Source organism: Stenotrophomonas aracearum (assembly GCF_031834615.1).
GTDB lineage: Bacteria > Pseudomonadota > Gammaproteobacteria > Xanthomonadales > Xanthomonadaceae > Stenotrophomonas > Stenotrophomonas aracearum.
Genome location: NZ_CP115543.1, coordinates 2,532,658 through 2,547,926 on the forward strand (window position 1 = coordinate 2,532,658; position 15,269 = coordinate 2,547,926).

The 15,269-nt window shown below is 52.9% G+C and carries 15 protein-coding genes; 8 read left to right on the forward strand and 7 right to left on the reverse strand.

Features of this window, described 5'->3' with window-relative positions; genetic code table 11:
* Positions 1-12 precede the first annotated feature (12 nt).
* The 5 genes from PDM28_RS11550 to PDM28_RS11570 form a co-directional block, all read right to left on the reverse strand.
* Positions 13-651, reverse strand: coding sequence for a DUF6988 family protein (locus PDM28_RS11550; protein WP_425507596.1), 639 nt, complete (start codon positions 649-651; stop codon positions 13-15).
* Between the two features lie 90 nt (positions 652-741).
* A complete protein-coding gene (locus PDM28_RS11555; protein WP_311182114.1) occupies positions 742-1,221 on the reverse strand; it encodes a hypothetical protein in 480 nt (159 codons plus the stop codon).
* Entirely contained in the window at positions 1,218-2,162 is a 945-nt protein-coding gene (locus tag PDM28_RS11560) for an SOS response-associated peptidase family protein (RefSeq protein WP_311182115.1), read from the reverse strand. Before PDM28_RS11560 ends, PDM28_RS11555 begins: the two co-directional genes overlap by 4 nt.
* A 3-nt stretch (positions 2,163-2,165) precedes the next feature.
* Positions 2,166-2,750, reverse strand: coding sequence for a hypothetical protein (locus PDM28_RS11565; RefSeq protein WP_311182116.1), 585 nt, complete (start codon positions 2,748-2,750; stop codon positions 2,166-2,168).
* A 26-nt stretch (positions 2,751-2,776) separates the two neighbouring features.
* Positions 2,777-3,001, reverse strand: coding sequence for a hypothetical protein (locus tag PDM28_RS11570; RefSeq protein ID WP_311182118.1), 225 nt, complete (start codon positions 2,999-3,001; stop codon positions 2,777-2,779).
* A 137-nt stretch (positions 3,002-3,138) separates the two neighbouring features.
* On the opposite strand from PDM28_RS11570, the gene PDM28_RS11575 reads away from it, so the two are divergent.
* The 8 genes from PDM28_RS11575 (at position 3,139) to PDM28_RS11610 (ending at position 13,236) form a co-directional block, all read left to right on the forward strand.
* Entirely contained in the window at positions 3,139-3,594 is a 456-nt protein-coding gene (locus PDM28_RS11575; protein WP_311182120.1) for a LexA family protein, read from the forward strand.
* 3 nt (positions 3,595-3,597) lie between these two features.
* The gene (locus tag PDM28_RS11580) at positions 3,598-4,368 is read left to right on the forward strand and encodes a hypothetical protein (protein ID WP_311182121.1); all 771 of its coding nucleotides are present in this window, start codon (positions 3,598-3,600) and stop codon (positions 4,366-4,368) included.
* On the forward strand, positions 4,365-5,654 hold the full coding sequence (locus tag PDM28_RS11585) for a Y-family DNA polymerase (RefSeq protein WP_311182123.1): 1,290 nt from the start codon (positions 4,365-4,367) through the stop codon (positions 5,652-5,654). Before PDM28_RS11580 ends, PDM28_RS11585 begins: the two co-directional genes overlap by 4 nt.
* 98 nt (positions 5,655-5,752) lie before the next feature.
* A complete protein-coding gene (locus PDM28_RS11590) occupies positions 5,753-6,583 on the forward strand; it encodes a hypothetical protein (RefSeq protein WP_311182124.1) in 831 nt (276 codons plus the stop codon).
* 59 nt (positions 6,584-6,642) lie between these two features.
* Complete coding sequence (locus tag PDM28_RS11595) at positions 6,643-7,386, forward strand: NYN domain-containing protein (RefSeq protein WP_425507663.1); 744 nt, start codon at positions 6,643-6,645, stop codon at positions 7,384-7,386.
* Between the two features lie 123 nt (positions 7,387-7,509).
* Positions 7,510-10,170: a class I SAM-dependent DNA methyltransferase gene (locus tag PDM28_RS11600; RefSeq protein WP_311182127.1), complete on the forward strand. Its 2,661-nt coding sequence runs from the start codon at positions 7,510-7,512 to the stop codon at positions 10,168-10,170.
* The gene (locus PDM28_RS11605) at positions 10,163-12,082 is read left to right on the forward strand and encodes a DEAD/DEAH box helicase (RefSeq protein WP_311182129.1); all 1,920 of its coding nucleotides are present in this window, start codon (positions 10,163-10,165) and stop codon (positions 12,080-12,082) included. The genes PDM28_RS11600 and PDM28_RS11605 overlap by 8 nt, the downstream gene beginning before the upstream one ends.
* Complete coding sequence (locus tag PDM28_RS11610) at positions 12,079-13,236, forward strand: GIY-YIG nuclease family protein (protein ID WP_311182130.1); 1,158 nt, start codon at positions 12,079-12,081, stop codon at positions 13,234-13,236. The genes PDM28_RS11605 and PDM28_RS11610 overlap by 4 nt, the downstream gene beginning before the upstream one ends.
* Before the next feature lie 857 nt (positions 13,237-14,093).
* Here the strand turns inward: PDM28_RS11610 and PDM28_RS11615 are convergent.
* Together PDM28_RS11615 and PDM28_RS11620 are read right to left on the reverse strand one after the other, a co-directional pair.
* Positions 14,094-14,768, reverse strand: coding sequence for a hypothetical protein (locus tag PDM28_RS11615; protein ID WP_311182131.1), 675 nt, complete (start codon positions 14,766-14,768; stop codon positions 14,094-14,096).
* A gap of 56 nt (positions 14,769-14,824) precedes the next feature.
* On the reverse strand, positions 14,825-15,199 hold the full coding sequence (locus PDM28_RS11620; RefSeq protein ID WP_311182132.1) for an H-NS family nucleoid-associated regulatory protein: 375 nt from the start codon (positions 15,197-15,199) through the stop codon (positions 14,825-14,827).
* Between the last annotated feature and the right edge of the window lie 70 nt (positions 15,200-15,269).

The following is a 15,269-nucleotide window of genomic DNA, read 5'->3' on the forward strand; positions in this document are numbered from 1 at the left end:
CTTGTCAATACACTACGGCGAGGGTTCGCCAAACGCGAACTCCGCTCCGAAAGCGTCTAGCGCCCGTTGTGCTCCCTGGGGATTGCTCTCCCCAGCGACCAGGATCGTGATGAGAACAGCTGTCATCCCAATCGCTTCGATGCTTTCCAGCGCATAGAAGATATCCTCATCCAAGTAGGAAGCCCCCACTTCGTTTGTTGCAAGGTAGGGGATGGCTATCTGGTTGCCACCATGGGTGAAGCTGTGCAGGTGGTCAATCCCAGCTTGGAACTGTCCACTAAAAATGGGGAATTTGCTAAACGGCCCATCGGCTTCGATTGCAGCCACCATCATTTGCGGACTGGGCAGTTTGTCTCTCTCCATGAAAGCAACAGCCTGCTCCTCTGTCGCCCCCAAGAAGAACCAACAACCGCGCCGGAACTTCTCGTTCATGGGTCTGACAAGGCTAAACGCACTTCCAACGAGATCTGGCGCGTAATTGCCAATCAGAAGTGTTGCTGCTCTAGCGTCGTCGTAAGCGGCTGCCAGGAGTGCCACTGCGATGCGGTGCGCAAGTGTCGCGTCTCCGGCCAGTTGCAATCCCGCCCTGATCTCTGCCGCACGGATCAAGGCCTGGTTGACCTCAATGGACCTCTGATGGCTTCTTGTCACGGAATGACGATCCTATGTTGGCTCGAAAAAAGCAGTTTGGTCATTTCATCGTTAGGAATTCGGATGGGCTTGGCCCACCGGTTCGTGAACCTAAGGAATTTTCCAGAGCCATTCCTTGCCGCTATTGCTAACTGGATGCAGAGGAATTGCGCCCTTGCCTAACATGAATTTGTCCACCTCGTCTCTATGTTCGCCTTTGCTGCGAATGACGATCTCTTTGCATTTCAGATACTCTTTAGCTACGCGACCAACCCCGTGGAGCATGGCTGTTCCGAACCCCTTGCCAGACCGATCCTTACTAGTCCGGAAATGCCCAACCCAGAGTCTTGATTTAGATTGATCATGACTAATTTCTTTGATGTATCCGATGTCTGCCGCTCCAACAGATACATAGATGTCCAAAAAAGACACGTTAATGGCCTTTTCCCAAGGGTTCCTACCATCGTTGGCTTGCGTCCTGGAATGCGCTTCGAGGCGCTGTTCGAGCTCATCACGGAGCTGTTGTTCTGTGAGTGGTTGAGCAGGAGGCTTTGAGAACATCCCTCGGAACTTGGAGATTATTTTATTCACGCAGCAAGCCTATGCTCGTAAAATGGATGTTGCTTGTCGTCCATGATGTCCTGCATGCTCTGTAAATTGTTTGGGTCGGGATTGAGCCAAGCCGTGATGTGCTCTCGATTGAGGTTCATGACGGTGCGGTCATGACCCGCTTCTGCAACCTCCGGCTCTGGATCGTCAGTCACAGCAGCGCAGCTGTAAAGATCAGGCGCTTCACCTTTGGGGTCTTTCCAATGTGACCAAAGGCACGCGATGAACATCGGCTCATGCGTGCTTGGGTTGAACTGAACTTCACGCGTGACACCGTCCCGTTCGACCATCTCATAGAATTGGCTGGCAACGATGAGGCCGTGCGTGTATCCAAATTGTTTGCGCCAAAAGCGAGTCAAGTTGTCCCGGCGAGCGTTGTAGGTGCCAGAGACCTTGCCATCCTTTGTTCGGTCAACGCTGGCGGGTTTTCCAGCGGGACGGCCGTGATAGCGCATCGGCCGAACGACAAGCTTTCCCTTCTCAGAAATCAGCACGGGCACATACCAGTCCGGCCACATGCGATTGTCCTTGACCGGATCGAGCTCAACACGCTTAGCGTCGGCGATCCATCGCTTCATTTGCTTGATCTTGTTCGTTGCAATGCGCTGCTCATTGAGTGCCGTCTTCGTCTCTTTGACTGCAAGCTTCCTTTCGGCATCCGCCAAGCGCTTTGCCTGCTTGAACATCTCTTGTTCGCTGTCGCTGATCAAGCTGCTTTTGTAGTCCTGCACAAGTTGTTGGATCTGCTTCTCCAGATCGGTCTTCGGCTTGTCGAAGGCGCGATCCATGCCCTTCGGTATTTTGATTTTTGGGGAACTCTGCCGAGCGAGGTAGAGCTTGGCGAACTCTTTGGTGTCGACGTCAGCGTTGAACTGATCGACATAGCCGTGGTAGTCCGTCCAAACTTCTGCTGAGTAGCACATGGCCTATGCTCCGAGTTCTGACAGGATTTTCTTTATGCAAGTCTCAGTTGCTTCGACATCATTGAACGCCATGAGTGGCGCGAGATCGAGCGAGAGCTCTCGGTTCTTGTCCGCAATTTGAAAAAGGATCCGCGTCACCGCGTCGAAGTCAGCGTCGAGCTGCTCCCAACTAATCTTGGCTTCGTCGAAGAGCTCTCGATGCTGCTCGCGCTGGGTCGAATTATGAGAGAAGAGCTTGTTGCGAAACACGCGATATTTGTCGCAGATCGCCGCAGCTTCTGCTTCCAGCTCTGCCGGCACTTCTGTGCCATCTGCTCGGATCAAGCGAGCGAGTTCTGGGATCGAAGCACTTCCCTTGCTGTCTTCCAGCACCGCCACCAATCCCACGAACGTTGCGAGCTGGCAGGACCAAAGAATGGGCAGCGTAACGTCCTCCAAACCGCTGAGCCGGTCGGTCAGTCGCCTGGGGCTGTCTTCACCCAATGCAAGATTGAGTGCTTTGCTAATCGCGTGAGCCTGCCGTGTATCCACGAGTCTAGAAGTGATCAGGCGATAGACCACGACAGTCTTCGATTCTTCCATGTCCATACGTGCGCCCCTCTTCCCTAGGCCGCTCAGCCCGACTCATCTTCGCAGGCTATGCCGTGCTTGGTAAGCATGGCGCTGATGCGTTGAGCCACCAACTCCCGGTGAGCTCCCGCGTTGTCCTCAATGACGTCTGCCAGGCCTGCAAATGCTTCCCAGAAGTCGCCCGAGCTGGAGTGGGCCTGGATCAGCAAGGGAAGGTCGGTTTCAAGCGCGTTGAGTTGAGCTTCCAGCGTATTCAGGTTCGCAGGCATCGGGCCGGTCCTTCTTCATCAATGACTTATGGAATTTGTTAGTAATTTCACTAACTCAGTTCTAAGCTAGCGCCGTAGCAGCATGCTGAGGCCTCTCAGTCTCAGCCCGTGATTCAGCTTTCTCGGACCCTCCCACTATGCACCCCATCGCCCCTCCAAGCCTCCTGGGCGCTTTCAGCCCCACCGCACCTACCCATGCACTGCCCGTCCTGCGTATGCGCGTCTCTTGCGGCTTCCCTAGCCCAGCAGAGGACTTCTTCGGGGCCGAGGACACGCTCTGCCTCAATCAGCACTGCATCAGCAATCCGGTAGCTACGTTCTTCGCAACCGCCGAGGGGGACAGCATGACTGGGCTCGGGATCGACCAGGACGACACGCTGGTCGTTGACCGCAGCTTGGAACCCAAGCACGGGGACATTGTCCTGGTGCTGTGGGAAGGGGGGTTCATGGTCAAGCGGCTTGCCATGAGCCGGAATCGCCTGGCACTCCACTCGGGACACCCGGACCACCCTCCGATCCTGGTGCCCCCAGACACTGAACTGGATGTCTGGGGTGTGGTGACCTGGTCTTTTAAAAAGCAACTGAGGCGTTAAGCCATGAAGACGATAGCGACCAACTTCATCACGCTTCACGGCGAAGAAGAGCGTCTTCGAGGACTTGCAATCCAAGCCATAGAGAACACTCCCGACTTGCTAGTCCATCTCGAAATCACTCATCGAGCGATGGACGTGCTGGACATGCTCCGAAAGCACTTCACTGCTAACAGCGATGAGCTGGCGATTAGTCACCTAGGAATTCGGGTGTTCAACGCCTTTGCATCTGCCATCAAACTTTCCCTCGCGGGCTACTACCAAGCCGGCGTGATGGTCATGCGATACGTTATCGAGACCTCGGAGCTTGTCGAGCTTTTCCAGCTCGACAGGCAACATCTTGAACGCTGGAAGGTTGCAGATCAGGCAACGTTGATCAGGGAGTTTGGACCGGCAAAGGTGCGCAAGGAGCTGGACAAAGCGGCAGGCAAGGGAAAGAGCCGCAGAGAAGAGATCTATAAGAAGTTCTCACACTACGCCGCGCATCCGAGCGTAGAGGGCTTTGCAATGCTTCGCCCAAAAGGCATGGACAGCAGGTGCGGCCCTTTCCCCGACATCACGGCTCTCCGAGCGGTGTTGGAAGAGATGGGTGAGCTTGCAGTGCGTGCTGGGTTTGCCTTCGCCATCTTCCTAGACAGCAGGATCGGTGAGTGCAACGCCGTCAATCATAAATTCCTGCGGACAGCAATGGACTTCGCTGAGCGCTATCACGGAAAAATCTACTCCGATCAGAATCGCCTGGAAGTAGATCGACTCTTCGGCGACACGCCCCAATGAGCGCTCAACATCAGCCGAATAGCTCCATTGCCCTGCAAGATGGAAATAATTTCTACTGCTCTGTTGAAGCAAGCTTCGATCCGAAGCTTCGCGGAAAGCCTGTGTGCGTTGCAAGTAGCGGGGATGGTTGTGTCATTGCCCGGGACGCATTGAGCAAGAAGCTCGGTGTGCCGATGGGTGCACCAATCCACCAAATTCCGCCAGAAGTGCGCCGCCAGATCACTTTTCGCTCTGCAAATTTCGCGCTCTACGGTGACATCAGCGGCCGGATCGCGTCGATCTTGAGAGGCCTCTTCCCTGCAATTGAGGAATACAGCATCGATGAGAATTTCATTGATTTGACTGGCATCCCTGTTAGGGACCATGAGCGTCTCGCAGCGGAAGCCCGCGCCCGAATTTTGAAGTGGACCGGCATCCCATCATGCGTCGGCATTGGTCCGACGAAGACGCTCGCGAAGCTCAGCAACAAGAGGGCCAAGTCCACCGTGGAAGGTGTCGTTACGACGATGCCTGACGACCCTGCCCTGCTCACTTATCCCGTTGAAGATGTTTGGGGTGTGGGGAGGAAGCTCACTGCAAGATTGGGTGCGGACGGCATCCTGACCGCAGGTGATCTGGCTGCGGCTGACGTAGACACACTGCGCTCTCGGTATGGTGTTGTGCTGGCACGCACGCAGCGGGAGTTGCAAGGCATCTCGTGTGCAGAACTCGAAGAACACGAGCCGCAACGCAAAGAAATTATGGTGTCTCGCACGTTTGGCAAAGACATCACGTCACAGACCGAGCTGATGCAAGCCATTGCCACTTTTGCCCAACGGGCGTGCGAGAAGCTTCGTTCAAGACAGCTGCAAGCAGCCGGTGTCTGGGTCTTCATCCAGACGAACCCTTTCAAGCACAATTTGACGCAATACAACCCATCAAAGTCGTTTCGTCTGCTGATGCCATCTGCGGACACGAGGGAAATTTTGATGGTCGCCCAGGGGCTGGCCAAGGCCATGTTCCGTCCGGGCTACGGCTACAAGAAAGCAGGTGTCAGCTTGCTTGATCTGAGCCATACGGATGTCCAGCAGGGGGATCTGTTTGCCGGGATTGATCAGCGCAGTAAGGCCATCATGGAGGTGATGGACCGGACCAACCAGAAGTTCGGCCGAGGCTCTATGGGCTTTGCTTCCACGGCTTGGCGTCCAAGGGGAAAGACCCTTGAGAAGCCCGCCTGGTCAGTCAAGAGGGACATGCTCTCGCCGGCTTACACCACGGATTGGAAGCAGCTCATTCGCGTGAGATAAGATCAACCTGAGCTGGGTCGGTTGCTGCTTCGATCACAGCTTCCCGATGACGGCAACGGGTCGGATAGGCCCCACTGCAATTGCACAAGGTGCTCACGATGGATGACATGGAACGCTTTCGTATTCGTAACCTAGTGCTGAATGACATTGAGGCTCAGCTGCATGGGGCTGACAGCTTTCAAGTTGCCAGATACAAAATGTTCTTGGCCATCAGGCATCACATTCCGCAGCTCCCGCACGCACCATATTACCCGCCCTTTGGTAGCTTTGAGAGCATCCCAGGTAAAGCCATGGTTCTCGATAACGCCCTGTCGAGAGCCATGAAAGAGATTGCAAACCAGATCAATAGCTTCGGGCAGATGATACGCAGCCTTGAAGCATGGGATCTCGTAATAGAAGACCTAGATTACAAGCTGATTTTTTCCCTCGCGATTGAGCACATTGAGCCGCTTGCCAATCTCGCCATTTCGGCGACACAAGCAATCCGAGGCCAAATGATCTACGCCACGGTCGAGTGTGGCGCACTGATCAACAGCATCATCGGGCAGCCGCTCCGCTGGGACGGTAGCACCCATGTAACCATGAAGGTTGCAAAGTCCGTGGCTGAGAATTGGAAAGGGTGGCCGGAATTGGCAGAGAAGCTGACCCTCCTTGAGGCCCAGGAACTCAACGAGGCAAGCGGACACTTCCGGAACAGCTTTCAGCACGGCGCGCCTCGCCAGCTCGTCATTGGGCTGACGGAGCACACTGAGTGGACCAAGCATGCTGATGGTTCCTTTTCATGGGGAATTGGGACTCAGGATCCCATCAAACTCAAGGAGATCATTCCCCACTTGAAGAAGGCTCACCACGATCTTCTCAGAGCACAAGAAGCAATCATTGAGCTGACAAAAGAGTGGGAGTCTGCGGTCCCCATAGCAGTTGTCTAAACCACCAACTTCAAGGAATGACAGTGGCCCTAGCATCACATGAAGTGACAGTTGCAGTCATGATCGACTGCGATAACGTAGCCCCAGCAATCATCGACTTTGCACTTCTCATGGCCGCTCAAGCCGGTCGTGTGATCCTTCGCCGGGGCTATGGCAACAAAGCTACGCTCAGCAATTCCTGGGAACAAGCGTTGGTCCGTCAGGCGTTCACTCCCTGCCTCCAATACCAATACGCGTCAAAGAAGAATACAGCTGACATTGCGCTTGCTCTTGATGCTCAAGAAGCACTGTTCGACAAGCGTGCCGAGGTCTTTTGCCTGGTCACCAGTGACTCGGACTTTGCGTATCTCAGCCGCAGACTGAGAGAACGCGGCGCTACGGTCTTCATTGTGGGCGAAGCAAAGACACCAGATGCACTGCGCAATTCGTGCGACCGGTTCTTCGAATGGAGCCCTGAACAAGCCACTGCGGAAGCACCGGACGCCGAGACCCCGGAAGCCAAACCTCGGGCCCCTGCCCAGCCCAAGCACGCCGCTGCTTCCACCCCGTCTGCCAAGATCAAGCGTAGGCCACGATTCGTCGTGGAAGCTGTCTCCCTCCTGGCCGCAGGCACGCCTGACGGGAGGGTCAGCGTGAGTGCCCTGAGCCAGTATTTGAAGCGTGCCGACTCAGCCTTTTCGCCCAGTGCCTACGGGCATTCCGGGCTTGTAGACATGTTAAAGACCTACGATCTGCTCACTCCGCACCTTGAGGAGGGTGGACATTGGACGGTGAGCCTGGCTCCAGAGCCTGATGCTCCCTGACAGTCCTGGTAGGACGGCCTGATGAGCCTGCCACAGGACCATCCCAACCGGCATAATTGGCGATGCAGCACAGATGTCACACACTATTTTGGCCGCTAGAGGACCTGGCGGACAGGGGGAAGCATGAAGATTGCAGAGATTGGAGAGTCTGTCCGGCAGCTGGTGCTGGCACCGAATCGGGATCGATTCCTCTACGAACTACTCGCCGCATATGGGCAGCCAAAAGCTTCGATCACTCGGCTTGAGAGCAAGGACAAGGGGAGCTACAACCTGTCCAAGGTGGAAGGTGTTGTCCTGTGGAAGAAGAAAGTGCTCTATGCCAGCACAGCGCTCGACGATGTGGAGAGCTACGCCGAAGCACTCATCGAGTCGCAAGCGGTTGAAAAGCACTCACCGCGTTTCGTGGTGGTGACTAATTTTGAGCGTTTCTACGTGTTGGATACAAAGACCGACGAAACGCTCGACATCTTGTTCGTTGAACTACCGAAGCACTTTGACTTCCTTCTTCCTTGGGCGAACATGGAGAAGGCCACGGTTACGCTGGATAACCCGGCTGATGTTAAAGCAGCAGAGAAAATGGCAAAACTGTTCGACCTAATCAAGGCGGACAATCCCTCTTCCGATCCGGCGTCGGTCCACAGCCTGAATGTTTTCCTGTCTCGCCTGCTGTTTTGCTACTTCGCAGAAGACACTGGGATATTCAAGCGCAAGCTTTTCACCAATAAAATTGAATCGCAGACGTCAAGAGATGGCAGCGATGTCAGCTCCTACCTTGACCTCCTCTTTGATGTCCTCAACACGGAGGACAAGGCATCGTGGCCGTCATACCTTCACGAATTCGAATACGTCAACGGGGGCCTATTCGCGGACAAACATCCGACACCGAGGTTCACTGCGAAATCACGCCAAATTCTTATTGAATGCGGGGCTGAACTTGATTGGTCCGAGATCAACCCCGACATCTTTGGGTCGATGATTCAAGCCGTGGTCGATGTAAAAAAACGCGGCAAGATGGGAATGCACTATACAAACGTGCAGAACATCATGAAGGTTATCAAACCACTATTTCTAGATGCGCTTTATGCCGACTTCGAAAAATCGCGAGGCAGCACAAAAAAGTTGCTGGAACTACAAAAGCGCATCACCGAGATGAAGTTTTTTGATCCGGCGTGCGGCTCCGGAAATTTTCTGATCATCGCCTACAAAGAAATCAGAAGATTGGAGATGGAGATCTTCAATCAAATTTCGCTCCATGAAAGGCAGGCCGACTTCGGCATCACGGGCGTCCAGCTATCACAGTTCTACGGCATTGAGCTTGATGATTTCGCCCATGAGATCGCCATCTTGGCTCTATGGCTAGCTGAGCATCAAATGAACGTAGCGTTCACAAATCGCTTCGGCGGCTACAAGCCGACGCTGCCATTGAAACCAAGCGGCAATATTTTTCATGGAAATGCTCTTGAAATAGATTGGACGCAGATTTGCGCTCGGCACCCGAAGGAGGAAGTTTTCCTGATGGGGAATCCGCCATATTACGGAGCGAAGAAACAGACGAAAGAGCAGAAGGCCGATATCGCCCGAGTCTTTCAGCAAACAAAAACCTACCGCAACCTAGATTACATCTCGTGCTGGTTTATGCTTGGCGCTAGATATGTAAGCGGAACCGATGCGCGAGCAGGATTTGTTACCACCAATTCCATCGTTCAAGGCGAGCAGGTTGGTCTTCTGTGGCCGTCCGTCTTTGAATTGGCTGTCGTTATTCCGTTCGCTCACGAAGCCTTTAAATGGGAGAACAACGCCAAGAATAAGGCGGGAGTCACTTGCGTTGTAGTTGGCTTGTCATCGGATGACGTTAAGGAGCGCTGGCTCTACTCCCAAGATCAAAAGACGCTATGCAAGAACATCAGCCCCTATCTTACGGATGCCAGCAACGCAATTATATTTAAGAGAAGCACGCCACTATCTAACATTGCCGAAATGGTATATGGGAACATGCCCCTGGATGGCGGCTTCCTTAAACTTGAGCCCGAGCAACTCTCTGAACTGCTGCAGGAGTTTCCGCAAGCCAAGAAATTCATTCGGCCACTTATCGGCGGCAATGAACTGTTGTATGACGAGAAGCGCTGGTGCATATGGATTGAAGATGACCAACTCGCCGAGGCAGAACTAATTCCGCCAATCAAAAAGCGAATCCAACAGGTCAGGGATTTCCGAATCAACGGCGGCGAAGTTGCGCAAACTCTCGTCAATCGTTCGCATCAATTCCGATATCGCCAGATGGCAACTCGCGGCATCTTAGTTGTCCCTTGCACCTCGTCCGAAAGGCGAGAGTATCTTCAAGTAGGCTTTGTAGGCGCTGAAAATGTCTCTATGAACTCGGCACAGGTCATCTACGACCCCGAGCCTTTCTCGCTAGGACTGGTTTCGTCCCGGATGCATATGCTTTGGACAAAGGCAGCCTGCGGCGCGCTCGACTCGCGCATACGTTACTCAAACCTTCTTTCATATAATAATTTTCCGTTCCCCAGTATCGGACTGGAAAAGAGGAGGGAGATTACCGCGCTATCCCTTCAAATTCTTGACGAACGGGAACGGAATGCAGAAATGACGCTTGCAGAGATGTATGACCCGAAAAGGATGCCTCCTGGCCTAAAGAAGGCACACGGCAACCTGGACGTGGCGATTGAGAGTGTATACAGACGAGAGCCATTCAAAAACGATTCGGAAAGACTTGCTCATCTCTTCCATCTTTTCGAGCAAATGAAGGCCAAGAATAATGCCTAACATCGTCGAAGTCAGCTACGAACAGACCGGTGAAAGCACCATGATCAACTCACGCGGCATGCGTGAGATGCAGGTTCGTGCCTATGAGGCACGCGACAGCCAATACCTGTTGCTTAAAGCTCCCCCGGCGTCAGGCAAGAGCCGCGCCCTCATGTTCCTCGCCTTAGATAAGCTCTATAAGCAAGGGTTGCGCAAAGCGATCATCGCGGTGCCGGAGCGATCTATTGGCGCTTCGTTTGATAGCACCGACCTTTCCGCCCACGGCTTCTTCGCGGACTGGGTTGTAGAGGCACAGAACAACCTCTGCACACCCGGCGGAGACGGAAGCAAGGTTCAGGCCTTCCTGCGGTTCATGGAAGGCGAAGACCGTGTGCTTGTTTGCACCCACTCAACTCTTCGTGCGGCCTTTGAAGCGCTTGAAGAGGAGATGTTCAACGACTGTCTGCTAGCCATTGACGAGTTCCACCATGTTTCCGCTGACGAAGACAGCCGCCTTGGACTGCTGCTTCGAACTGTGATGCAGAAGTCGAGCGTGCATATCGTCGCAATGACTGGCTCCTACTTCCGAGGAGACAGTGTGCCGGTGCTGCTGCCAGAAGACGAAGCCAAATTCACCAAGGTCACTTACAACTACTACGAGCAGCTCAATGGCTATACGTATTTGAAGTCACTTGGCATTGGCTACCATTTCTACCAATACAAATACCTGACTGCGATCAAGGATGTCCTTGATACCGACAAGAAAACCATCCTCCACATCCCAAGTGTGCGTTCAGGCGAGTCGACTCAAGACAAGCACCAGGAAGTTGACACGATCCTGGACATCATTGGCAGCGTCCAGTTTCAAGACTCAGAGACTGGTGTAATCCATGTCAAACGCAAGGAAGACGGCAAGATCATCAAGGTCGCCGACCTGGTGCAAGATGAGCCCAAAGCCCGTGATCGCATCGTAGGCTACCTGCGCAAGATCAAATCGCCCGACGACCTGGACCTGATCATCGCGCTAGGGATGGCTAAGGAAGGCTTTGACTGGTCGTTTTGTGAGCATGCGCTCACCGTTGGCTATCGCGGCTCGCTGACCGAAGTGATCCAGATCATTGGGCGCTGCACACGCGATAGCAGCAACAAAACGCATGCACAGTTTACCAACCTAATCGCTCAGCCCGAAGCCGAAGACGACTTGGTGAAGCTGGCTGTCAACAACATGCTCAAAGCGATCACTTGTTCCCTGCTGATGGAACAAGTGCTTGCTCCCGTCTTTAAATTTAAGACCAAGGTTAACGAGGACGATCTCCCAGGACCTGGCGAAGTAAAGATTGGCGGGTTCAAGGAGCCCTCGACCAAACGAGTTAAGGACATCATTGAATCAGACCTCAATGATATCAAGGCCAAGATTTTGCAAGACGACCAAATCGTCAAGGCGCTTCCTGGTGGAGTAGATCCCGAAGTCATCAACAAGGTCATGATCCCTAAGATCATTCGGATGACCTACCCCGACCTGACGGACGAAGAGGTTGAAGAAGTTCGTCAGCAGGTCGTGGTGGACTCTGTGATCAAGGGAGGGGAATACAAGGAAGACGGTGATAAGCGTTTCATCAAGATGGCGGGGAAGTTCATCAACATCGATGAGCTGCACATCGACTTGATCGACCGGATAAATCCCTTCCAGGCAGCGTTCGAGATCCTATCCAAGTCGGTCACTGTGGGCGTCTTGAAGCTGATCAAGGAAGCAATTGAAGCTACCCGAATTGCGATGACGGAGGAGGAAGCTGTCATCCTTTGGCCGAAGATCAAAGAATTCAACCGTCTCAACGGACGCCCACCTAGCCCAGACTCAACTGATCCCCTCGAAGTTCGAATGGGTCAGGCGCTGATCTACATTCGTAACGAGAGGCGTAAAGAAGGGCTATGAAGCGAGAGACACTGATCCAGTTGATCGGGGACGACGAGATTGGCCTGCTCAAGGTCAAATCTCGGGTGCCCGAAGCAATGACTCAGGACCAGCGCCTTCTTGGTTCTTTCAGAGAGATTGAGGAATTCGTCAAAGATCACGGACGTATGCCGGAGGCGAACCCGAAGGACATGCACGAGTTCAAGCTCAACAGCAGATTGAGCGGCATCAACGATAGCCCAGCCAAAGCCGAAGCGCTTCGTCCCATCGACAATCTAGGGCTGATTAAAAAGCCAATTGAGTCGCTCGACGATATCTTGGACGATGATGATATGGGTCTTCTTGGACCCGATCCTGAGAGCATTTTCACGCTCAGAAACGTTCCGTCCAACATACGCATGCCAGAGCGGATTGCGTCGCGCAAGCCTTGCCTGGACTTTGCCAACTTTGAGTCGTTGTTCGTCCTCTGTCATGCAGAGCTCAAACAGGGGTTGAGGGAAATGCGCGCCTTCACTGGCGAACAGCAAATTCAACCCGGCCACTTTTTCGTTCTACATGGCGTCATGGCATATGTCGCCGAAGTCGGCGAGAAAGAGATTCGCAATAAGAAGGTCAATGCCAGGCTTCGATGCATCTTTGAGAATGGAACGGAAAGCAACATGCTTCTGCGTTCCCTAGCCACTGAGCTTTACAAAGATCCTGCCGGACGCCGCGTCCTTAGCCACAGTGATCAAGCCTTGGATGAGTTGGACCAAGTCAAAGACGACGACATTGAAACGGGCTACATCTACATCCTGAGCTCAACAAGTGAGCGCGACGACATCAGGAGCATCAACCATCTATATAAGATTGGCTATTCGACTGTTCCAGTTCCGCAGCGAATCAAAAATGCCAAGAGAGAACCAACCTATCTGATGTCAGGCGTCAAGATCATCTCCGCCTACAAATGCTTCAACCTCAACCCACAAAAATTTGAAAACTTGCTTCACACTTTTTTTGGAAAGTATTGCTTGGACGTGCAGGTGGTTGATGAGCTCGGCAAGAAGCACACTCCGAGGGAGTGGTTCATTGCACCGCTACCTGCCATTGAGATGGCGGTGCAGCTATTAATCAACGGTGAAATTATTCACTATCGATATGATGGCGTTACACAACAGGTCATCGAGAGAGAGTAGTTCCATGAGCCGTGGAGACCCAGGCAACCGCCTGGGTCTGCTCACTAATGGCCGAGGCGTTATCTGGCGATGCCCTTAACTACCTCAATGTTGCTCCAGTGCAGGAACTCGATGTCCGGATGCTCCCAGTAGATGCCATCCAGCGTGAACTGGACGACACCCGGACTTGCACCATGAACAATTAGTGTAACGACGGTCTTGTCTAGCAGTGTTACTTGACACTCTTTTCCCAAACATAATTTTACTTTCATGTAATTATTTCCTTATTCTAATTAATTACATGAATATTTATAGCAAATGCAATTAGCTGTCGCGACTGATAATTCAGCGACGAAATGAAATTAACGCAGCATATAAAGCACCCCAGATTCTCTGACCGAATGGGCTTCTAGCAGTGGGCCAGCGGATGGTCTTCGAGAGCTTCAAACTATTAGGCGTCTGCTGACGCCTGCAGTCCACGACAATTCCTGGGGGCTTAGCGAAGATGCGATGCCCGCGTGAGGCAGCGACATAGCGCCAAGCCCTCTCGTGATCTTCAGCGTCAAGCTGGGTGCCCTGAATCGTCGATAGGTGTTGGAACTCGAAAGCGCTTGGCCAACCACCAGCAATTGATTCGTGCTCCTTGCGCCTGCGTTCCATGTCAACCGTCTGGCCGATGTAGACTGCACCATCTTTAAACTTGAGAGCGTATAGATGCCGCTCTCTTGCATGGTATTTCTGATCTCGCTTATACCGCACTGGATCTCCTGATTTGCTGAGTTAGACCCAACAAAACAGAAAATCCAGAATTAGCAATAATTTAGGTATTTATTATTTCGGAATACCGGTGTCTACCAAGTGAACTTGGGTAGGTGCAATTACCTTCCTACCGTTGAAGCGTCAAGCTCTGCCCGATCAGCGAGCGCTTTGCTTTGCGCCTGCTCTCGATCCAGCCATAGAAGCTTCTCCCGGTGCTTGGTTTCAAGATTTTTCCGGTAGGCCTCTATGTAAGCAGCCTTTTCTTCATGCATCGCCCAGGGCTTCTCAATTGCCTTTTCAGGCGTAAGGGCGACGATACGACATCCAGCCCGCAAGGTATCTGACAAGAGCTCGTCTGAGACAGAAGTGATCAAGCTATTGCAAAGAACAACCGGCCTACCCGTGATCCTGTCTTTAAAGACGATGAAGAGATTTGGGTTGGGGTGAAGATCGAGGCCAGCGCTGCCTTCGATTTCCTCTTCTAGCCCGCTCTTTTTCTTCAAGACCGTAGCCCACCATCGCAAAATTTGATCCTTGCGAGCCGTATGGCTTTTGGACAGGAAGAAAGGATCGTCATACTTCTTTCGAGCCTCACGCAAGGCACTGCTTGTGATACCCAAGAAGAAAGCAGTCATGGATAGGGTCAACAAAGCATCACCGCCCATCTCATGAAGCTTCTTGCGCACCGATGCATAGTCCTGAGTCGCCTTTATCCTTTTGCGCTCCTCTTTATCTGCGAAGAGCGACTCCAACGCGTTCTTGAAGCCTTCTGCCTCAGCTTTCTCGTTTGTCATTCGTGGCATATAAAAAAGCCGACATTGCTGCCGGCTTTCCTAGGTTCAATGAGACATCAAGACTTGTGCGGGTATGCCGGATATTCGTGATCCGGGTTGGCTTTCTTCCACTCCTGGAAGGCAATCGGGGTGCGGCCACGACCGCTCCACTTCTCGCCGGTCGGCAGCTCATATTTGGGCTGCACACTGCCCTTCTCCTGGGACTGCTTACCGCCCTTCTTGGCTCCGCGCACCTTGTCAGACGGGAAGAATGACTTCAATTCAGCCTTTTGTTCGGCAGTGAAGTGCTGGAAGAACTCAGACATCTTGCCGTGGATGTCTTCAAAGTGCTTCGTTGCCTCGGCAGCGAGCAACTTCTCCTTGTCCTGCTCAAGCTTTTGCAGAGCATCACGAAGTTCTTTCTCTTTCTTCTGAATTTCTGCGTAAGTCATTGCCATTCGTGTGCACTCTTAGGTTGATCAAAGGAATTCGGGATGCATCCTGATCATATCGAACCAGCAT